This is a genomic window from Stenotrophomonas sp. GD03654 (assembly GCF_029845105.1).
In the GTDB taxonomy this organism is placed as follows: domain Bacteria; phylum Pseudomonadota; class Gammaproteobacteria; order Xanthomonadales; family Xanthomonadaceae; genus Stenotrophomonas; species Stenotrophomonas africana.
Genome location: NZ_JAOCLC010000049.1, coordinates 20,249 through 40,828, shown reverse-complemented (window position 1 = coordinate 40,828; position 20,580 = coordinate 20,249). Strand labels below are relative to the sequence as shown.

Here is a 20,580-nt window from a genome sequence, read left to right as displayed (position 1 = left end):
CCCAGTAAACTCGCCTTTGCCGTTGCTTCGGCAGTTGCAGTTGACGTTGCTTGAGGCGGGTGCAGGGCGCAGCCCTGCCGATACCCCTCCCCCCGGCCGGGCTGGCAGAATAGGCGTCTCTGCCGTTATCCGAAGCCGACGATGCGCCTCTCCCAGTTCCACCTGCACACCACCAAGGAAACCCCCAGCGACGCCGAGCTGACCAGCCACCGGCTGATGCTGCGCGCGGGCATGATCCGCAAGCTGGCATCGGGCCTGTACACCTGGTCGCCGCTGGGCCTGCGCGTGCTGCGCAAGGTCGAACGCATCGTGCGCGAGGAAATGGACCGCGCCGGTGCCGTGGAATTCCAGATCCCGACCATCCAGCCGAAGGAACTGTGGGAGCAGACCGGCCGCTGGCAGAAATTCGGCCCGCAGCTGCTGAAGATCAAGGACCGCAAGGACCAGGTGTTCTGCTACAGCCCGACCGCCGAGGAAGCCGCCTGCGACTTCGCGCGCAGCGAGCTGTCCAGCTACAAGCAGCTGCCGGTGAACTTCTACCAGGTGCAGACCAAGTTCCGCGACGAGATCCGTCCGCGCTTCGGCGTGATGCGCTCGCGCGAGTTCCTGATGAAGGATGCCTATTCGTTCCACCTGCACGATGAGTGCCTGGTGCGCGAGTACGAGAACATGAAGTCGGCCTACAGCCGCATCTTCACCCGCCTCGGCCTGGATTTCCGCATGGTGCAGGCGGATTCCGGTGCGATCGGCGGTGATGCCTCGCAGGAATTCCACGTGATCGCCGATTCCGGCGAAGACGCGCTGGTGTTCTCCACCGGTTCGGACTACGCGGCCAACATGGAAGCGGCAATCGCCGCCGATCCGGCACCGCGTGCGGCCGCCAGCGAGGCCATGCGCAAGGTCGACACCCCTACCCAGAAGACCTGCGAGGATGTCGCGGCGCTGCTCGGCATCGACCTGCAGCGCACGGTGAAGTCGGTGGCACTGATCGCCGGCGAAGGCAAGGCACAGCAGTTCGTGCTGGTGCTGGTGCGCGGCGACCATGAGGTCAACGAGATCAAGCTGGCCAAGGTTGCCGGCCTGGAAGAACAGCGCTTTGCCAGCGAGGCGGAAATCGCCGAGTACCTGGGCAGCGTGCCGGGCTTCCTCGGCCCGGTCGCCCCGGCCAAGGCCATCCGCGTGGTGGCTGATCGCGAAGTGGCGGCGATGTCCGACTTCGTCGTCGGCGCCAACGAAGCCGGTTTCCACCTGGCCGGCGTCAACTGGGGCCGTGACCTGCCGGAACCGGAAGTGGCCGACATCCGCAACGTGCGTGCCGGTGACCGCGCGCTGGACGGTGGCGAACTGAAGATCGCCCGTGGCATCGAAGTCGGCCATGTGTTCCAGCTGGGTCGCAAGTACGCCGAAGCGCTGGATGCCACCGTGCTGGACGAGAACGGCAAGGCGGCGGTGATGGCGATGGGCTGCTATGGCATCGGCATCTCGCGCGTGGTCGCTGCCGCGATCGAACAGAACCATGACGATGCCGGCATCATCTGGCCGGACGCGATGGCGCCGTGGCAGGTGGTGGTGTGCGTGATCAACCCGAAGGGTGACGCCGCCGTGGCCGATGCAGCCGCCAACCTGCTGCAGGAGCTGCGCGATGCAGGCCTGGACGCGGCGCTGGACGACCGAGGCCTGCGCCCGGGCGCGATGTTCGCCGACATGGAACTGATCGGCATCCCGCACCGCGTGGTGGTCAGCGAACGCGGCCTGGCCGCCGGTACCTACGAGTACCGCTCGCGCCGCGCCAGCGAAGCGGAAAGCCTGGACAAGGCCACCCTGCTGCAGCGCCTGCAGGGTTGATCAGTAAAAGACCGGGGCATGCCCCGGTCTTTTTTTTACCTGACGCCCCCTTGAGCAATATTGCAGCAGACATAATCCGGTCAAAATCGACGCAATGCGGCCGGCATGTCGCCAAGCCTTGTCCTGCCTGCATTTGTACTCTGATTAATTCATCTTTATTCTGTCCGCCGACGCCATGGACTGGCTCGTCCCGTCCACACATTAGTTTCCGGAGTAACCGTAAATGAGCATTGACCTGACCGGCCTGTCGGCACGCGAGCTGGGCGCCCTGATCCGCACCGCCAAGAAACAGCAGACCATCGTCGCCAAGCGCCGGCCGATCACCAAGGTTCGCGCCCAGTTGACCAAGCTGGCCAAGACCGAGGGTTACACCATCGAGGAACTGTTCGGCGACGCCCCGGCCCCGCGCGCCCGCAAGGTAGCCAAGGTCGCCAAGGCACCGTCGAAGACCGCTGGCCGCAAGCTGGGCAAGGTTGCCCCGAAGTACCGCAACCCGGCCAACCCGAAGGAAACCTGGACCGGCCGTGGCAAGCAGCCGCGCTGGATGGCCGAGCTGACCGCCAAGGGCAACAAGAAGCCGGAAGATTTCCTGATCAAGAAGGCCTGAGGCCAGATCGGGATGCAATGAAAAACGCCGGCGAAAGCCGGCGTTTTTTGTTTGTAGAGCCGAGCCCACGCTCGGCTATCCATATCCGAAGCCGAGCATGGGCTCGGCTCTACAGAGTCTTGCGAGCAGGCATCAGCAGGTTGCCGAACAGCAGGCCCGCCACCAGCGCCATCACCACGTTGAGCACGGTGAGGAACACGCTCTGGCCGGCGCCCACGTCCTGCTGCTGGACCAGGGTCAGCACGCCGCGCAGGCTGGTGCTGCCGGGTACCATCATGATGATGCCCGGCAGGCGGATGATCGCACCCGGTCGGCCAACCAGGCGGCCGAACAGATTGCCACCGGCGGTCAGCAGCATCGCCGACAGGAAGATACCGGCGGGCGCGCCCCAGGCGTGGCCACCGAACTTGGAGATCGCATAACCGGCCACCGAGGCGGCGATCACCCACGGGTAATCACGGCGGTTGGCCTTGAACAGCATCGCGAAGGCGAATGCCGCGGTCAGCAGCGAACCCCACTCCACCCAGGGCCCCTGCGGCCGCGTGGCGCGGATCACCGGATCCAGCCCGAGCACGTCGGCCAGGGTCACCGCGATCATCGCGCCGACACTGAGTTTCATGATGGTGGTCAGCGCACCGGCGAAGCGCGCGGTCCCCGACACCCAATGCTGGCTGGCCAGCTCGTTGACCGCATTGGTCAACGACATGCCCGGCAGCAGCACCACCAGCGAGGCGATGATCACCGTATTGAGGTTGAGTGCACCAACAAAGGACGCGACCAGGGTGGCGACCAGGCCGGCCAGCAGCGCGGCCAGTGCCTCGGCGGCTTCGCGGGTTGCCGGGCGACGGTCGGTGACCATGCCGAGCAGGCCGATCATCAGGCCGATGACACCGGCGGTGGCGATGTCCAGCCACGGCAGCTTCCACATGCCGGCCACGCCGGCCGCGCCGAGGGTGAACGAGAGGATGGTGCGCAGCTTGCCGCGGCGTCCCGGGTCCTTGTCCAGCTGGCGCAGCGCGGTGTGGCCCTGGGCGATGCTCATCCGCCCGTTGGCCACTTCCTCGGCGATATGGTCGGCGACGCTGAGCTTGTGCAGATCGTTTTCACCGGGCGCCAGCCGGATCACGCGGGTGATGTCGCTGGAGCCGATCGCCTGCGCCGGGTCGCTGAAGCTGAGGATGATACCGGTGGGATTCGACCACGGTTCACAATCCAGATCGAGCTGGCGGGCAAGTGCCACTACTGCCGTTTCCAGGCGCTGAGCCGTTGTGCCATAGCTGTGCAGGCGTCCGGCGATCTCGGAAACGAAGGCCACGCGCTGCGCGTAGGTGGCCTGGGGCGTGGGGATCGTGTGAGCGTCTGCGGACATGCGCCGTAGTATTACCTAGGCTGGGCCTTACCGGAGAAATTCATCCGAGTTCGACGCGATGCCCAATACAGAACGGTTATGCTGCGACCCGAATGGCCCAAGTGACCCCGAACCACGCCCCCCAGCTCGAACAGGATGCCCATGACCCGGGCGTGATCCACCTGTCCGGCACCTGGACCTTGAAGACCGCGCTGGCCGCGGCCGAAGTCCTGCGCGGCGTTCCCGATAAGCTGACCGGCATCGATGCCACCGCCATCGAGAAGATGGATTCGGCCGGCGTGCTGCAGGTGCTGCGCGTAGCCCATCGCGCCGACCTCGGCGAGGACGCACTGAAGTTCCGCCCGGATCACCAGGCGCTGGTGTGCACCATCGAGGAAGTCGCCGACGACCGGCCCAAGCCCAAGCGGGACTTCGGCGTGCTGGCGGCGCTGGAACGGCTGGGTGTCAGCGTCCATGCCACCGGTCACAACATCAAGGCGCTGTGCAGTTTCCTCGGCGAGAACCTGGTCAAGGCCGCACGCCTGGTGAAGGAACCGCGCCGGTTCCGGCTCACCGCCACCGTGCACCAGATGGAACAGGTGGGCCTGGATGCGGTGCCACTGGTAGCGCTGCTGTCGTACCTGGTCGGCGCGGTGATCGCCTTCCTCGGCTCGACCATCCTGCGCGACTTCGGCGCCGAAATTTACGTGGTCGAACTGGTCAACATCGCCTTCCTGCGCGAGTTTGCCGTGCTGCTGACCGCAATCGTGCTGGCCGGCCGCACCGCCAGCGCCTTCACCGCGCAGATCGGTGCGATGAAGGCGCGCGAGGAAATCGACGCGATGCGCACCCTGGGCCTGGATCCGATCGACCTGCTGGTGCTGCCACGGCTGCTGGCGTTGCTGGTCACCCTGCCGCTGCTGACCTTCATTGCAATGGTCGCCGGCCTGGCCGGCGGCATCACCGTCGGTGCGTTCGACCTCGACATCCCGCCGCAGATGTACATCGCGCGCATGCACGAGACGATGGAAGTGCGGCACATGCTGGTCGGCCTGTCGAAGGCGCCGGTGTTCGCGCTGGTGATCGGCCTGATCGGCTGCCTGGAAGGCCTGAAGGTCGAAGGCACGGCGCAGTCGGTGGGCGAACGCACCACCTCCAGCGTGGTGCAGACGATCTCGCTGGTGATCATCATCGACGCCTTCGCGGCGTTGTGGTTCATGCACATGGACTGGTGACATGAGCACGCATCCGACACCCGAAGAAATTCCCATGCAGGACGACGACGGCCACGACCTGGCCATCCGCGTGCGCGGGCTGGTCAACCGCTTCGGCAGCCAGACCGTGCACGAAGACCTGGACCTGGACGTGCGCCGCGGCGAGATTCTGGGCGTGGTGGGTGGTTCGGGTACCGGCAAGTCGGTACTGATGCGCTCGATCCTCGGCCTGCGCGTGCCCGATGCCGGGCAGATCGAAGTGCTTGGCCGCGACGCGCGTGCCGATGATACCGAGAGCCGGCTGCACATCGAACGCAATACCGGCGTGCTGTTCCAGGACGGCGCGCTGTTTTCGTCGCTGACCGTGGGCGAGAACGTGCAGGTACCGCTCAAGGAACACCACCGCGAGCTGCCCGAGCGCTGGCATTACGAGCTGGCGCTGTTGAAGGTGAAGCTGGCCGGCCTGCCCGCCGATGCGATCAACAAGCTGCCCTCGCAGCTGTCCGGTGGCATGCGCAAGCGCGCCGGCCTGGCCCGGGCGCTGGCACTGGATCCGCCGCTGCTGTTCCTGGACGAACCGACCGCCGGTCTCGACCCGATCGGTGCGGCGGCGTTCGACCGCCTGATCAAGACCCTGCAGGAAGCGCTGGGCCTGACTGTTTTCCTGATCACCCACGACCTGGACACGCTGTATGCCATCTGCGACCGGGTGGCGGTGATCGCCGACCGCAGGGTGGTGGCCAACGCCCCCTTGCCGGACATCGAGAAACTGGATCATCCGTGGATCCAGGAATACTTCCACGGACCGCGCGCGCGTGCCGCGCGTGGCGAACAGATCGAGAGTGCCTGAGCCATGGAAACCAAAGCCAACTACGTGCTGATCGGCGCGTTCACCCTGATCACCGGCCTGGCCCTGCTGGCCTTCGGCCTGTGGGCCGCCAAGTACTCCTCCGACCGCACCTGGCAGGAGTACCGCGTGGTGTTCCGCGAAGCCGTGACCGGTCTGTCGGTGGGCAGCCCGGTGCAGTACAACGGCATCGCGGTGGGCTCGATCACCGAGTTGAACCTGGTGCCCGACGACCCGCGCCAGGTCGTCGCGCGCATCCGCCTGAACTCCAACACGCCGGTCAAGACCGATACCCGCGCCAAGCTGGCGATCACCAGCCTGACCGGCCCGTCGATCATCCAGCTCAGCGGCGGCACGCCGCAGTCGCCGGCACTGACCACGGTCAACAAGGATCCGGCGCCGATCATTCCGACCACGCCGTCGGCCCTGCAGAACATCACCGACGTCGCCAACCGCATCGTCGAGCGCATGGACCAGATCCTCAGCGACCGCAACGTGGCCTCGATCAACGCGACGCTGGCCAACCTGGAAACGATCAGCGGCGGCCTGGCCGACCGTGATCAGGGCACGCAGGCGCTGCTGCTCAGCGCGCGCGATGCCGCCCGCAGCCTGGACACCACGCTGAAGACCACCAACGGCACCATCGAGCGCCTGGACAGGAATCTGGTGCAGCAGCTGCCGGGCATCATCGACAAGCTCGACGGCACCCTGGCCAAGCTCGATTCGGCCGCCGGCAACGCCGATTCGATCCTTGGCGAGAACCGCGCCGCGATCAACAGCTTCGCCAACGATGGCCTCGGCCAGCTGGGCCCGACACTGACCGAGCTGCGCGGTCTGATCCGCGACCTGCGCCGGGTCAGCGACCGCCTCGAGAACAACCCCGCGCGCTACCTGCTGGGCCGCGACGCACCGAAGGAGTTCGAACCCAAATGAGCCCGACCACCCTTCCGCGCCGGCTGCTGGCCGCTTCGATGGTCACCCTGCTGGGCGGCTGCTCCATCCTTGGCAGCAGCGAGAAAACCGCGGTGACGCTGTACTCGCCGTCGGTGCAGGTCAAGGCCGATCCGGCGTGGCCGCAGGCCAGCTGGCAGCTGGTACTGGCAAAGCCCAGCGCCGCGCGCATGGTCGACAGCCCTCGCATCAACGTGCGGCCGACACCGTCGCAGATGGAGATCTACAAGGGGGCCAGCTGGGCACAGCCGGCCACCGACATGATCGAAGACACCCTGCTGCGCGGCTTCGAGGACTCCGGCCGCATCCGCGGCGTGGCCCGCAGCACTGCCGGCATCCGCGCCGACTACAAGCTGTCCACCGACGTGCGCCGCTTCGAATCCGATTACCAGGGCCAGGCGACGCCAACGGTGGTGATCGAGGTCAACGCCAAGCTGATCCATGTGGCCGACCAGCGCGTGGTCGCCGACCGTACCTTCCGCCAGGCGCAGCCGGTCGGCAGTACCGACGTACCGGCGGTGACCGCGGCCTTCGAGCGTGGCCTGCAGCAGCTGGCACAGGACATGGTGGGCTGGACGCTGCAGAGCGGGCAGGCCGACCAGCCGACTGTCACGCGCTGATCGATCAGCGCGGCGTAATCCAGCGGAACGTCAGGTTGATCCGTTCACCCTGCACCCGCGCCATCTTTGGCAACGCGTGCTGGTAGAACCTCTGCGTCTGCCCGGCCATCACCAGCAGATCGCCATGGCCGAGCAGATACTCGGCCTTCCGCGCCGGGTCGTCGCGCCGGCGCAGCAGGAAGCGCCGTGCCGCGCCCAGGCTCAGTGAAGCAATCACCGGCATCGGGCCCAGTTCGGGTTCGTCGTCACTGTGCCAGCCCATGTAGTCGCCGCCGCCGCGATAGCGGTTCAGCAGTACGCTGTTGAAGCGGCCGAAGCCTTCCGCCTGCAGGCGCTCGCGCATGGCCTGCAACGTGGGTGGCCACGGGTGCGGAACGAATTCAGCCCCGGAATAGCGGTAGCGCGCCTGCGGGTCACCGATCCAGCAGCTCAACCTCGGCGAATCCACCCAGCTGCCGAACATGCGGATGCGATGGATCTCCCAGGCCACGTCGGCCTGCAGCGCGGACAACAGCCCGTCGGCATCGGCGGCAGCCAACCAGCCCGGCAGGTGCTGGACATCAGCATCGGGGAGATCATGGGGAAACAGCATCAAGGCCCCGCAGGATGGGGGCGGCACTTGACCGCCCTCACGGCATCAAGCGCGCTGGAACGTCACGCCCGTTTTTTCTTTCAGTTCGTCGTCGCTGACACCCGGCGCTGCTTCCACCAGCAGCAGGCCCTTGTCAGTCACGTCGAACACGGCCAGGTCGGTGATGATGCGGTCGACCACGCCCACGCCGGTCAGCGGCAGCGTGCATTCGGCCAGGATCTTGTGCTCGCCGTTCTTGGCGGTGTGCTCCATCAACACCACCACGCGCTGCACGCCGGCCACCAGATCCATCGCACCGCCCATGCCCTTGACCATCTTGCCGGGCACCATCCAGTTGGCCAGGTCACCCTTGTCGGTGACCTGCATGGCGCCGAGGATGGCCAGGTTGACGTGGCCACCGCGGATCATCGCGAAGCTGTCATGACTGCCGAAATAGCTGGCACCGTCACGCGCGGTGACGGTCTGCTTGCCGGCATTGATCAGGTCGGCGTCCACTTCGGCGTCGGTCGGGAACGGGCCGATGCCAAGCAGGCCGTTTTCCGACTGCAGCCACACGTCCACGCCTTCAGGGATGTGGTTGGCGACCAGGGTCGGCAGGCCGATGCCCAGGTTCACGTAGGCGCCATCGGTCAGTTCGCGGGCGGCACGCGCCGCCATCTCATCGCGGGTCCACGCCATGTCAGTTGCCCTCCGCGCGGATGGTGCGCTGTTCGATACGCTTCTCAGGATGCGGGTTGTGCACGATGCGGTGCACGTAGATGCCCGGCAGGTGCACCTGGTCCGGGTCGATGGCACCGACCGGCACCACCTCTTCCACTTCCACGATGCAGACCTTGCCGGCCATCGCACAGGCGGGGTTGAAGTTGCGCGCGGTCTTGCGGAACACCAGGTTGCCGGCCTCGTCGGCCTTCCACGCCTTGACCAGCGCCACGTCGGCGCGCAGCGCGGTTTCCATTACGTAGTGCTTGCCGTCGAACTCGCGGGTTTCCTTTCCTTCAGCCACCACCGTGCCGTAGCCGGTGGCGGTGAAGAACGCCGGAATGCCCGCGCCGCCGGCACGCAGGCGCTCGGCCAGGGTGCCCTGTGGGTTGAACTCCAGCTCGAGCTCGCCGGCCAGGAACTGCCGCTCGAACTCTTTGTTCTCGCCCACATAGGACGAAATCATCTTCTTGATCTGCCGGGTTTCCAGCAGCTGGCCCAGTCCGAAACCATCGACGCCGGCATTGTTGGAGATCACGGTCAGGCCCTTGGCACCGCTGTCGCGCAGCGCGGCGATCAGGGCCTCGGGAATGCCACACAGGCCGAAGCCGCCCACGGCCAGCGTCTGGCCATCGGCGACCACCCCTTGCAGGGCCTCCGCCGCACTGGCGAAGCGCTTGCCGCGCTTGCCGGTGGAAGTCGATTGCTGCATTGCTGTACTACCCTGCACGTTGAGGATGACCGCATTCTAGCTGGAGGGCGGCGGAGGGCCTGGATGCGCCGCAGCATTGCACGGGCATCGCACAGGGTTCCGTAGAATGCCGGGTTCCCCTGCCAATGGCCGGCCCCGTGCCCGCCCCACCCTCGTTGATGGCCCATACCTACACCGAAGAAGACCTGCTCCGCTGGATGGAAGGCCGGACGCTGGAGATGAGCGACCATGGCCTGTCGGAAGTCCACAGCATGCGTCTGTTCGGTGACATTCTGGTCGCTGAGGTAAAGATCCCGGCCAATTACTCCTACCGGGTGGAGATCGACCTGGCCGCCAGCCTTCGCCATCCGCGCAGCCTGCTGCGCAATCGGTGTTCCTGCCTGCTCGGCCACGACTGCATGCACGTGGCGGCTGTGCTGGCGCAGATGCTGCAGCAGATCGACCATACGCCCCCCATGCCCGACGACAGCAGCACGCTGCCAACGCTGCTGATCCGTTCGATGACGCCCGTCCTGCGCCTGCACACGGTCGAGTTCCGTCCGCCGTGGCTCGGCCCCCGCGACCCTTCGCAATGGGCCGATATCGCGACCGTGGCCTTCGAATACGACGAGCACGTGCGGTTCCTGGATGATCCGAGCCTGTTCGCACACGATCCGGAGGGCCAGCTCGCCCTGCTGCCCCGCGACCTGGTTGAGGAGTCACGGCGCGAGGCCGAGCTGCGCACGGTGGGACTGCATCGCGACGTGGAACCACGGGCGCCATTGGACGGCGCAGGCCCGCAGTTCCAGCTGCGCACCCATGACTGGACACGGTTCCTGCTGGACGACGTGCCGCGCCTGGAAGCCCTGGGCTGGAAGGTGGAGACGGACGACGATTTCCGCCATCGCATCACCCGGGTGGATGAGATCGGCCTGGACATCCAGGCCGACCCGGCGGATGCGGGCTGGTTCAACCTGGGCCTGGACATCCAGGTGGAAGGCCGCAACGTGTCGATGGTTCCGCTGCTGCAGCAGGTGCTGCAGTCCGATCCCCGCTGGATGCGTGGCCAGCTGGACGCCATCGGCGATGACGAGAACATCCTGTTGATGGCAGGCGACAGCACCCGCCTGGCACTGCGGGCCGCTCGATTGAAGCCGATCATGGCGCTGTTGGCGGACCTGTTCGCCCAGCGTGGCGCGCCGCTGCGCTTGTCAGCGCTTGACCGTGGGCGCCTGCAGGCGCTGCGGGATACGGCGCGCCTGCAGTTCCGGGGGCGCAAGGACACCCAGGCGCTGGTGCAGCGCCTGATGCAGGCACCCGCACTGGGTGAAGTGCCGCCACCGGCGGGACTGGTGGCGACGCTGCGTCCCTATCAGCGTGAAGGCCTGTCGTGGCTGCAGTACCTGCGCCAGCAGGGTCTGGGCGGCGTGCTGGCCGATGACATGGGGCTGGGCAAGACCCTGCAGACGCTGGCGCATCTGCTGGTCGAAAAGGAAAGTGGCCGCCTGGACCAGCCGGCGCTGCTGGTGGTGCCGACCTCGCTGCTGCACAACTGGCAGAGCGAAGCCGCACGCTTCACCCCTGGCCTGCGGGTGCTGCCCCTGCACGGACCGACGCGCGAAGCACTGTTCGAGGCGATTCCCGAGCATGATCTTGTGCTGACCACGTATCCCCTGCTGTGGCGCGACGAGCAGGCGCTGCAGGCACATGCCTACCATCTGCTGATTCTGGATGAAGCCCAGCAGGTGAAGAATCCGAAGTCACGCGCGGCCATTACCCTGCGCACGCTGCAGGCCCGCCATCGCCTGTGCCTGACCGGCACGCCACTGGAGAACCATCTGGGCGAGCTGTGGACGCAGTTCGACTTCCTGCTGCCCGGCCTGCTCGGCAGCGAGAAGCAGTTCAACCAGCATTGGCGCCATCCGATCGAACGTGGCAGCGACCACCGTCGCGCCACGTTGCTGGCGCAGCGCCTGCGTCCCTTCATCCTGCGCCGGCGCAAGGACCAGGTCGCGTCAGAGCTTCCGCCCAAGACCCTCATTACCCGCGCGGTGGACATGGAGGGCGGCCAGCGTGATCTCTATGAAACCGTGCGTGCAGCGATGGAAAAGCAGGTGCGCGAGGCCATCAGCGGCAGCGGGCTGGCGCGCAGCCATATCGTGGTGCTGGATGCCCTGCTGAAGCTGCGCCAGGTCTGCTGCGATCCGCGCCTGCTGCCGGGCGACGCCCCGGCACGCAATGCCGGCTCGGCCAAGCTGGAGCTGCTGCGCGACATGCTGCCGTCGATGGTCGAGGAAGGCCGGCGGGTCCTGGTGTTCTCGCAGTTCACCGGCATGCTGGCACTGATCGCGCAGGCGCTGGAGGAGCTCGGGCTGGCCTATGTGACCCTGACCGGCGACACCCAGGACCGGGCTACGCCGGTGCAGCGCTTCATGCAGGGCGAGGTGCCGGTGTTCCTGATCAGCCTGAAGGCAGGTGGCGTCGGGTTGAACCTGACCGCCGCCGACACCGTCATCCACTTCGACCCCTGGTGGAACCCGGCGGCCGAAAACCAGGCCAGTGACCGCGCCCATCGCATCGGCCAGCAGCAGCCGGTGTTCGTTTACCGGCTGATCGCCGCAGGCAGCATTGAAGAACGGATCGCCGAGCTGCAGGAACGCAAGGCCACGCTGGCCGACTCGATTCTCGAAGGCGGCGGTGCTACGGGGCCACGCTTCAGCGAGGAAGACGTGCAGGCGCTGCTGGCGCCGTTGCCGGGCCTGCCCGGCAAACGTTCCCGTAAAGCGGGCAAACGGTCGACGCGAGCCTGACCCCCGAACGCCAGTCAGGTGGCGTTCCCCGATGGAAACGATTCCCATACGGGACTGGGACTACAATTGGGGGCTGAGCTCACAAAGGATCTGATCGATGCCCCTGCCCGCCTTCAAGGCCTACGATATCCGCGGCCGTGTGCCGGAAGAACTGAACGAAGACCTGGCCCGCCGCATCGGCGTCGCCCTGGCCGCACAGCTCGCTCCCGGTCCGGTGGTCCTCGGCCACGATGTGCGCCTGACCAGCCCGGCGCTGCAGGATGCGCTGGCCGCAGGCCTGCGTGGTACCGGCCGCGAGGTGATCGACATCGGCCTGTGCGGTACCGAAGAGGTCTACTTCCAGACCGATCACCTCGGCGCGGCCGGCGGCGTGATGGTGACCGCCAGCCACAACCCGATGGATTACAACGGCATGAAGCTGGTCAAGGAGAATGCCCGTCCGATCAGCTCCGATACCGGCCTGTTCGCGATCTCCGATGCGGTCGCCGTCGATATGTCCGAGGCCCAGCCGCCGCGTGCCGGGCAGACCGCCCAGCATGACAAGAGCGCCTACATCCAGCACCTGCTCAGCTATGTCGATGCCAGCAAGCTCACGCCGCTGAAGCTGGTGGTGAATGCCGGCAATGGCGGCGCGGGCGCCATCGTCGACCTGCTGGCCCCGCACCTGCCGTTCGAGTTCATCCGCGTCTGCCACGAACCCGACGGCAACTTCCCCAACGGCATTCCCAACCCGCTGCTGCCGGAAAACCGTGCCGCCACTGCCGACGCCGTGCGCGAGCATGGTGCTGACTTCGGTATCGCCTGGGACGGCGACTTCGACCGCTGCTTCTTCTTCGATCACACCGGCCGCTTCATCGAGGGCTATTACCTGGTCGGCCTGCTGGCCAAGGCTATCCTCGCGCGCAATCCCGGCGGCAAGGTCGTGCATGACCCTCGCCTGGTCTGGAACACCGTGGAGATGGTGGAGCAGGCGGGCGGCGTACCGGTGCTGTGCAAGAGCGGCCATGCCTTCATCAAGGAAAAGATGCGCGCCGAGGATGCGGTGTATGGCGGTGAGATGAGCGCCCACCACTACTTCCGCGAATTCGCCTATGCCGACTCCGGCATGATCCCGTGGCTGCTGATCGCCCAGCTGATTTCCGAAAGCGGCCGCTCGCTGGCCGACTGGGTCGAAGACCGCATGGCGGCCTATCCGTGCAGTGGCGAGATCAACTTCAAGGTGGCCGATGCCAAGGCCGCTGTGGCCCGCGTCATGGCGCACTTCGCGGCGCAAGCGCCGGTACTGGACCACACCGACGGCATCAGTGCCGACTTCGGCGACTGGCGCTTCAACCTGCGCAGCTCCAACACCGAGCCGCTGCTGCGCCTGAACGTTGAAGCCCGCGGCGACGCAGGGCTGATGCAGGCCCGCACTGATGAAATTTCCCACCTCCTTCAGCAGTAACCAAGGACGACCATGAGCATCATCCAGCCCGTCATTCTGTCCGGTGGCTCCGGCACCCGCCTGTGGCCGCTGTCGCGCGAGTCCTACCCCAAGCAGTTCCTGCCGTTGGCCAGCGAGCTGACGATGCTGCAGGCCACCTGGCAGCGCGTCGCTCCCATCGCCGCGCATGGCCCGCTGGTGATCGCCAACGAGGAGCACCGCTTCGTCGCTGCCGAGCAGCTGCAGCAGGTCGGCGCCGAGCCGGCTGGCATCATCCTGGAGCCGGTGGGCCGCAATACGGCGCCGGCGATCGCGGTCGCAGCCCTGGAGGCCACCCGCGACGGCGCCGATGCGCTGCTGCTGGTGCTGCCCTCGGACCATGTGATCACCGATGAGGCCGCATTCCGCGCAGTCGTGCAGGCTGCAGCCAGCGCTGCCGAGGCCGGCAAGCTGGTGACCTTCGGCATCGTCCCGACCGGTCCGGAAACCGGCTACGGCTATATCAAGGCCGCCGATGGCCAGGGCCTGCGTGCGGTCGAGCGCTTTGTCGAAAAGCCCGACCTTGAGACCGCCACCGGTTACGTCAGCAGCGGCCAGTATTACTGGAACAGCGGCATGTTCCTGTTCAAGGCCTCGCGCTACCTGCAGGAACTTGAGCACTTCCAGCCCGACATGCTGGCCGGCAGCCGCCAGGCCTGGCAGCAGGCCCGTCGCGATTCGGATTTCACCCGTCTGGACAAGGACGCCTTCGCTGCGGTTCCTTCCGACTCCATCGACTACGCGGTGATGGAAAAAACCGCAGACGCCGTGGTGATTCCGCTGGACGCCGGCTGGAACGATGTCGGCTCGTGGACGGCGCTGCGCGATGTCTCGCAGCAGGACGGCGATGGCAACGCCCACCAGGGCGATGTGATCGCCATCGACTGCCGCAACACCTATGCCTATGCACAGCGCCTGGTGGCACTGGTCGGCCTGGATGACGTGATCGTCGTCGAGACCGACGACGCGGTGCTGGTCGGCAAGGCAGACCGCATGCAGGAGGTCAAGACCGTTGTCGCCCAACTGAAGGCCGAAGGCCGCAGCGAGGCCGCCTGGCATCGCAAGGTCTACCGCCCGTGGGGCGCCTACGATTCAATCGATAACGGCGAGCGTTTCCAGGTCAAGCGCATCACGGTCAAGCCCGGCGGCACGCTCAGCCTGCAGATGCATCACCATCGCGCCGAACACTGGATCGTGGTCAGCGGCACCGCAGAAGTGACCCGCGGCGACGAAGTGATCCTGCTCAGCGAGAACCAGAGCACCTACATCCCGCTGGGCGTGACCCACCGCCTGCGCAACCCCGGAAAACTGCCGCTGGAACTGATCGAAGTACAGTCGGGCAGCTACCTGGGCGAGGATGACATCGTGCGGTTCGAGGATACCTACGGGCGCAGCTGAGGTGGGTTGCCAATCCTGCAACCGGCCAAGGGCGTTACAGAGAAAAGCCAGGGTCAATGACCCTGGCTTTTTCGTTGATCAGTTGCAAAGTTGAGACCACTAAGGGTGTGTCAGGCTGACAACCAAAAAAGCGACACTATTGGCACCGGTAGTCTTTGCTCATCTGACTGTTTCGGAATGGATCAGTAAGCGCATCGGTGTACTGACCCATCAACAGCCTATGAGTCGGCAGCAGATTCTGCCTATAGAAACGACTGAATGATGCCAACCTCTCACCGCGCTCCGTCAGCTTCACGCAACCGCGCTGGATCTCGATGGTGCCGGACTGCAACTGCTCCGTCAGGCGCACTTCTACCAAGTGGTGCTCTCGCACGTACTCATCCGTAAAAACCTCACGGAACGCATCCTCCCGGATCCCTCCCCCTCGCTGCTGCAACTTCTCAAGAATGTAAAACGACAGCGAACGATCAATGACAGTCGGCACCGAAATTGCGAACAAGTACCCACCAAGCAACCAGATCGTAGCGAGCTGAATCAACTCAAGCTTGCTGAATTCACTGAACCATTTGAAGAAATGAAGCGTGCCAAACACGAGAATCAATGCGATCACCGCATCAAGCACGCTGGCATAGAACACTACGTTGACTCGAAAGTACCGCATATGGATGTAGTACGTGAGCAGCAGCGCAACAATGAAGACGGCAGTTGCCAAACCTGCCCGCAAGCACTTGTTCATTTGAACACCAAAAGTTTGTTCGCTATGAAACTGAAAGCCATCTGCACCGCAGTTGCTATGAGAAATCCAATGCGATAGTCGTATCCCAATCGATCTGCCCAGATGTACATCACCAGGGCATGCAACGCTGCTATCGCAACATACACACCCAAGAACAGCGAGCCTTGCTTGAGCAGACTGCCCTGCTGACCATGGAAGACGAAATAGCGATTACCGACGAAGGATACAGCGATGCCGAAAACTGCGGCTATCGCATTGGCAATGCCCGCAACAGGAATTTGGAGAACTTCAATGTTGAAATGCAGCACCCCATAGTGCACGACCGTAGCTACGACTCCGTTGATGACGTAGCGAACGAGCTGGCCGGACAACGGTCGCTCACTGCCGGCCGGCATACTGAATCTCTGCAACGAACTCCCGGTAGCTCCCTGCAACCAAGACGCCCCCGCTACGGATCATGCCCGAAAGCATCAGGATGATCAGCGTCAACGCAGCGGTCTGCAGGAACACTAGCAAGAGGATTCCAAATGCAAGAGAAAACCAACCCGGAGTCGCAAACCCGAGAGCTTTAAGGAGCAGAGCAACAACGCCACCGCAGACCGATAGTCCTGCGACCAGTGTGCACGCAATACCCACACGCACGAGCACGTCCTCTGCAAAGACCATCAGCGCACGGAAGCCATGCAATGCCAAACCGACGAAATTCATCTTGCTGCGGCCCGCATAACGCGGCCCCCGATCCAGCGAGCAGGTCTGCACCCGCAACTTTGACCCTAGCACAGCAGCAGCAACGTGAGTCCACAACTCCTGCATTGAGGTCAGTCGACGAACTGCAGGCATCTTGGCTGCCATGAAGTTGCCAAAACTGATCCGGCGCCCACTGAGAAGCGAGAACAGCATCTTGTATACAACATAGAAAGCCTTGAACTTCAAGGATTCCACTCGACTTTTCCGACTCGCGACGACCACATCTACCTCGGGCGAATCCAGCGCTGAAACCAGCTCGGTCATGCTTTCCGGCGTATCCTCGCCATCGGAATCCATGGCAACTACAACCACATCATCCCCAAAGTGCTCGGCGACATAACTAAGACCAATTGCGATCGCGCGTTGATGCCCTACATTGCGACGCAACTTGATCACCACACCATCGAGAGCCGCAGCCCGAATTGCCGAAACATCAAGGGGCTGACGCACGGATCCGTCATCGACAGCCACGATGTAGGTCTCGAGCCCTTGCGTTCGGGCAATCTCAAGGAACAACTTGGATGACGCTTCCAAGTCCTCGTAAACGGGCATCACCACGACCTTGCGCATCAGTCCTTCCTCATGCCTGCAGGCGGTGACGGAAATATGCGATGGTTTCCTTCAGGCCATCCTCAAGACAGACCTTCGGCTCCCAGTCGAACGTTGACTTTGCAAGACTGATGTCGGGCTGACGCTGCTTCGGATCGTCCGAAGGCAACGGGCGGAACTCGATGGTCGAGTGCCCGCCGACAAGGCGCAAAACCGTCTCAGCCAGCTCCAGCATCGTAAATTCGCCAGGATTCCCGATATTGACTGGACCAGTGAAACCGGCAGGGGAATCCATCAGACGCAACATCCCCTCCACCAGGTCATCGACATAGCAGAAGCTACGGGTCTGTTTACCATCGCCGTAAATCGTAATAGCCTCACCCTTGAGCGCCTGTACGATGAAATTACTCACCACCCGCCCATCACTTGGATGCATACGCGGGCCATAGGTATTGAAGATCCGCATCACCTTGATCTCCAACTGATGTTGACGCCAGTAGTCGAAGAACAAGGTCTCCGCACAGCGCTTGCCCTCGTCATAGCAGCTACGGATGCCAATCGGATTCACGCGTCCCCAGTAGCCTTCGACCTGCGGATGGATCTCGGGATCACCGTAGACCTCGCTGGTACTTGCCTGGAGGATGCGCGCCCCAACACGTTTGGCCAGGCCAAGCATGTTGATTGCTCCGTGAACACTGGTCTTGGTGGTCTGCACCGGATCGTACTGATAGTGCACGGGCGAGGCGGGGCAAGCCAGATTGAAGATGCGGTCCACTTCGACATACAGGGGGAATGTGACGTCGTGCCGCATCAACTCAAAGCGGGGATGATCCAGCAGCCCCTGAACATTGGCCTTGCTTCCGGTGTAGAAATTGTCCACGCAAAGAACATCGTGCCCAGCCTCGATCAGCCGATCGCAAAGATGGGAACCGAGGAAACCGGCACCACCGGTAACCAGAATGCGTTTTTGCTCTTCAAGTTTCAAAGCTTACCTCGGCATTTTGAAGTTGCGACCATGGAGGCGAACGGGCCTGTGCACATGGATAGGCACAGACTGATCGCGGTGATTGTATGCGAAAACAAGGAGTCGCCCCGGAAAATCGAGCGTACGCTCCACGCCTCAGCCGCTGGCCGGTACCAACTCAGCCATCACCCGCTTCAGGCCATCCTGCCAGGCCGGCAGCACGATGCCGAAATCCTGCTGCAGCTTGCGGTTGTCCAGCACCGACCAGGCCGGACGTTTGGCCGGGGTCGGATACTCGGAACTGGGAATCGCCTCGACCGACGGCGCCTTCGACAGCACGCCCGAAGACAGAGCCTCCGCGAAGATCGCCTCGGCAAAACCGTGCCAGCTGGTCTGGCCACTGGCGGTCAGGTGCCAGGTACCGGACAACGGATCCGGATACTGCAGCGCCTGCGCAGTGACATCGGCGATCAGCGCGGCCGGGGTCGGCGTGCCGATCTGGTCGGCCACCACACGCAGCTGGTCGCGCTCGGCGCCCACCCGCAACATCGTGCGCAGGAAATTGGCACCGTGCGAGGCATACACCCACGCCGTGCGGAAGATCAGGTGACGACCACCGGCGGCGCGCACGGCGTCTTCGCCATCCCGCTTGCTGGTGCCATAGACGCCCAGCGGCGCGGTCGCTTCGTCTTCGCGGTAGGGCGCACTGCCCTGACCGTCGAACACGTAGTCGGTGGAGTAATGCACGAAGGGCACGCCATGCGCCGCGCACCAGCGCGCGATCACACCCGGTGCCTGCGCGTTGGCCGCGAACGCGGCCTCGGCGTCCTGTTCGGCGCGATCCACCGCCGTGTAGGCCGCGGCATTGACCACCACCGACGGCTGCAGCCGGTCCAGCAGGGCTGTCAGGCTGTCAGGCTGGCCGAAATCAGCGGTTTCACAGGGGCTGCCATCAGGCAGGACGCCGCTACGGGTGGTTGCAACCACCTTGCCCAGGGGCGCCAGCGCGCGCAGCAGCTCTTGGCCGACCTGGCCGTTGCCGCCAAAGACCAGCACGGTCATGGCGCGTAAACCGGCAGGCGGTCTTCGGCAATGTCCTTCAGGAAGAGCGCGTTCTCGTCCTTGGCCGACAGCGTCGGTGCACTGACCGGCCAGTCCACGGCGATATCCGCATCGTTCCAGCGCACGCCTGCATCGAAGTCCTTCAGGTAGACCTCGGTGCACAGATAGCTGAACACCGCGCGCTCGGACAGTACGGCAAAGCCGTGGGCGAAGCCTTCCGGAATCCAGAACTGCTTCTTGTTCTCCGCGCTCAGCACCACCGCTTCCCACTGGCCGAAGGTCGGCGAGCCGCGGCGGATGTCCACGGCCACGTCATAGACCTCGCCTTCCAGCACGCTGACCAGCTTGCCCTGCGGGCGCGGCCACTGGTAATGCAGGCCACGCAGCACGCCCTGCGCCGAGGTGGACACATTGCTCTGCACGAAACGATCCGGCAGGCCCAGCGCGGCGAAACGCTCGGCATTCCAGGTTTCAAAGAAATAACCGCGGGCATCGCCGAACACGGCCGGCTCGATCACCACGCAGCCGGGCAACTTGGTTTCAATCACTTTCACGGAACGACTCCACGCAGGGCGAGCGAGTGCAGGTACTGGCCGTAGCCATTCTTGATCAGCGGCGCAGCCAGTGCTTCCAGCTGCTCGGCGCTGATCCAGCCCTTGCCGAAGGCGATTTCTTCCGGGCAGCAGACCTGCAGGCCCTGGCGGGTCTGGATGGTCTCGATGAAGTTGGAGGCTTCCAGCAGCGACTGGTGAGTGCCGGTATCCAGCCACGCATAGCCACGGCCGAGCGCTTCCAGGTGGAGGTTACCCTCGGCCAGATAGCGATTGTTGAGATCGGTGATCTCCAGCTCGCCACGCGGCGACGGCTTCAGTTCGGCGGCGTGCGCGCTGGCGTTGCTGTCGTAGAAATACAGGCCGGTGACCGCATAGTTCGAGCGCGGGTTTTCAGGCTTCTCCACCAGGTCGATGACCTTGCCGCTCTTGTCGAACTCGGCCACGCCGTAGCGTTCCGGGTCGTTCACCCAGTAGCCGAACACGGTGGCGCCATCCACGCGCTGGTCGGCACGCTTGAGCACGTCGCGCAGGCCGTGGCCGTGGAAGATGTTGTCGCCCAGCACCAGGCAGCTCGGCTTGCCGGCGACGAAGTCGCGGCCGATCAGGTAGGCCTGGGCCAGGCCATCCGGACTCGGCTGCACCGCGTACTGGATGTCCATGCCCCATTGCGAACCGTCGCCCAGCAGCTGCTGGAACAGCGCCTGTTCGTGCGGAGTATTGATGATCAGCACTTCGCGGATGCCCGCCAGCATCAGCACGCTGAGCGGGTAGTAGATCATCGGCTTGTCGTACACCGGCAACAGCTGCTTGCTGACGCCCTTGGTGATCGGATACAGCCGGGTGCCGGAACCGCCGGCCAGGATGATGCCCTTACGTTGCGTCAT

General features: G+C 64.5%; 20 protein-coding genes. 9 read left to right on the top strand and 11 right to left on the bottom strand.

Annotated features, from left to right (window positions below; all coding sequences use genetic code 11):
• Positions 1 to 141 precede the first annotated feature (141 nt).
• Together N5J73_RS17010 and N5J73_RS17005 are read left to right on the top strand one after the other, a co-directional pair.
• Positions 142 to 1,845, top strand: coding sequence for a proline--tRNA ligase (locus N5J73_RS17010; RefSeq protein ID WP_049446182.1), 1,704 nt, complete (start codon positions 142 to 144; stop codon positions 1,843 to 1,845).
• Between the two features lie 223 nt (positions 1,846 to 2,068).
• Entirely contained in the window at positions 2,069 to 2,452 is a 384-nt protein-coding gene (locus N5J73_RS17005; RefSeq protein ID WP_005415203.1) for an H-NS histone family protein, read from the top strand.
• A 109-nt stretch (positions 2,453 to 2,561) separates the two neighbouring features.
• Here the strand turns inward: N5J73_RS17005 and N5J73_RS17000 are convergent, their stop codons facing one another.
• Positions 2,562 to 3,821 carry a threonine/serine exporter family protein gene (locus tag N5J73_RS17000; RefSeq protein ID WP_004142069.1) on the bottom strand — a complete coding sequence of 420 codons (1,260 nt, stop codon included), beginning with the start codon at positions 3,819 to 3,821 and terminating at the stop codon, positions 2,562 to 2,564.
• 92 nt (positions 3,822 to 3,913) lie between these two features.
• Between N5J73_RS17000 and N5J73_RS16995 the strand changes: the two genes are divergently transcribed.
• From N5J73_RS16995 to N5J73_RS16980, 4 genes are read left to right on the top strand one after another with little or no spacing between them, the layout of a single operon-like run.
• On the top strand, positions 3,914 to 5,035 hold the full coding sequence (locus N5J73_RS16995; RefSeq protein ID WP_049446184.1) for an ABC transporter permease: 1,122 nt from the start codon (positions 3,914 to 3,916) through the stop codon (positions 5,033 to 5,035).
• 1 nt (position 5,036) lies between these two features.
• A complete protein-coding gene (locus N5J73_RS16990; protein ID WP_049446185.1) occupies positions 5,037 to 5,864 on the top strand; it encodes an ABC transporter ATP-binding protein in 828 nt (275 codons plus the stop codon).
• Positions 5,865 to 5,867: 3 nt separating this feature from the next.
• Positions 5,868 to 6,794 (top strand): MlaD family protein, encoded by a 927-nt coding sequence (locus N5J73_RS16985; protein WP_057500367.1) that lies wholly within the window; start codon positions 5,868 to 5,870, stop codon positions 6,792 to 6,794.
• Positions 6,791 to 7,432 (top strand): ABC-type transport auxiliary lipoprotein family protein, encoded by a 642-nt coding sequence (locus tag N5J73_RS16980; RefSeq protein WP_088480381.1) that lies wholly within the window; start codon positions 6,791 to 6,793, stop codon positions 7,430 to 7,432. Before N5J73_RS16985 ends, N5J73_RS16980 begins: the two co-directional genes overlap by 4 nt.
• Positions 7,433 to 7,436: 4 nt before the next feature.
• Here N5J73_RS16980 and N5J73_RS16975 read toward each other — a convergent pair whose 3' ends face one another.
• From N5J73_RS16975 to N5J73_RS16965, 3 genes are read right to left on the bottom strand one after another with little or no spacing between them, the layout of a single operon-like run.
• Positions 7,437 to 8,024: an alpha-ketoglutarate-dependent dioxygenase AlkB gene (locus N5J73_RS16975; protein WP_164078707.1), complete on the bottom strand. Its 588-nt coding sequence runs from the start codon at positions 8,022 to 8,024 to the stop codon at positions 7,437 to 7,439.
• Between the two features lie 45 nt (positions 8,025 to 8,069).
• Positions 8,070 to 8,702: a CoA transferase subunit B gene (locus N5J73_RS16970; RefSeq protein ID WP_164078706.1), complete on the bottom strand. Its 633-nt coding sequence runs from the start codon at positions 8,700 to 8,702 to the stop codon at positions 8,070 to 8,072.
• A 1-nt stretch (position 8,703) separates the two neighbouring features.
• Complete coding sequence (locus N5J73_RS16965; protein ID WP_012509993.1) at positions 8,704 to 9,435, bottom strand: CoA transferase subunit A; 732 nt, start codon at positions 9,433 to 9,435, stop codon at positions 8,704 to 8,706.
• A 158-nt stretch (positions 9,436 to 9,593) separates the two neighbouring features.
• Here N5J73_RS16965 and N5J73_RS16960 point away from each other — a divergent pair, with 158 nt between their 5' ends.
• The 3 genes from N5J73_RS16960 (at position 9,594) to N5J73_RS16950 (ending at position 15,084) form a co-directional block, all read left to right on the top strand.
• The gene (locus N5J73_RS16960; protein WP_164078708.1) at positions 9,594 to 12,224 is read left to right on the top strand and encodes a DEAD/DEAH box helicase; all 2,631 of its coding nucleotides are present in this window, start codon (positions 9,594 to 9,596) and stop codon (positions 12,222 to 12,224) included.
• A gap of 97 nt (positions 12,225 to 12,321) precedes the next feature.
• Positions 12,322 to 13,668, top strand: coding sequence for a phosphomannomutase (locus tag N5J73_RS16955; RefSeq protein ID WP_107379085.1), 1,347 nt, complete (start codon positions 12,322 to 12,324; stop codon positions 13,666 to 13,668).
• A 12-nt stretch (positions 13,669 to 13,680) separates the two neighbouring features.
• Positions 13,681 to 15,084 (top strand): mannose-1-phosphate guanylyltransferase/mannose-6-phosphate isomerase, encoded by a 1,404-nt coding sequence (locus N5J73_RS16950; protein ID WP_107379084.1) that lies wholly within the window; start codon positions 13,681 to 13,683, stop codon positions 15,082 to 15,084.
• 136 nt (positions 15,085 to 15,220) lie between these two features.
• On the opposite strand, the gene N5J73_RS16945 is transcribed toward N5J73_RS16950, so the two are convergent.
• The 7 genes from N5J73_RS16945 to rfbA form a co-directional block, all read right to left on the bottom strand.
• Positions 15,221 to 15,820 (bottom strand): hypothetical protein, encoded by a 600-nt coding sequence (locus tag N5J73_RS16945; protein ID WP_107379083.1) that lies wholly within the window; start codon positions 15,818 to 15,820, stop codon positions 15,221 to 15,223.
• The gene (locus N5J73_RS16940; RefSeq protein ID WP_234367980.1) at positions 15,817 to 16,191 is read right to left on the bottom strand and encodes a GtrA family protein; all 375 of its coding nucleotides are present in this window, start codon (positions 16,189 to 16,191) and stop codon (positions 15,817 to 15,819) included. Before N5J73_RS16940 ends, N5J73_RS16945 begins: the two co-directional genes overlap by 4 nt.
• A 7-nt stretch (positions 16,192 to 16,198) precedes the next feature.
• Positions 16,199 to 17,137, bottom strand: coding sequence for a glycosyltransferase (locus tag N5J73_RS16935; RefSeq protein WP_107379081.1), 939 nt, complete (start codon positions 17,135 to 17,137; stop codon positions 16,199 to 16,201).
• Positions 17,138 to 17,147: 10 nt separating this feature from the next.
• Positions 17,148 to 18,101, bottom strand: coding sequence for a UDP-glucuronic acid decarboxylase family protein (locus N5J73_RS16930; protein WP_107379080.1), 954 nt, complete (start codon positions 18,099 to 18,101; stop codon positions 17,148 to 17,150).
• Between the two features lie 135 nt (positions 18,102 to 18,236).
• Positions 18,237 to 19,142, bottom strand: coding sequence for a dTDP-4-dehydrorhamnose reductase (rfbD, locus tag N5J73_RS16925; RefSeq protein WP_107379079.1), 906 nt, complete (start codon positions 19,140 to 19,142; stop codon positions 18,237 to 18,239).
• Positions 19,139 to 19,696 carry a dTDP-4-dehydrorhamnose 3,5-epimerase gene (gene rfbC / locus N5J73_RS16920; protein WP_049410527.1) on the bottom strand — a complete coding sequence of 186 codons (558 nt, stop codon included), beginning with the start codon at positions 19,694 to 19,696 and terminating at the stop codon, positions 19,139 to 19,141. The genes rfbD and rfbC overlap by 4 nt, the downstream gene beginning before the upstream one ends.
• Positions 19,693 to 20,580: a glucose-1-phosphate thymidylyltransferase RfbA gene (gene rfbA / locus N5J73_RS16915; RefSeq protein WP_107379078.1), complete on the bottom strand. Its 888-nt coding sequence runs from the start codon at positions 20,578 to 20,580 to the stop codon at positions 19,693 to 19,695. Before rfbA ends, rfbC begins: the two co-directional genes overlap by 4 nt.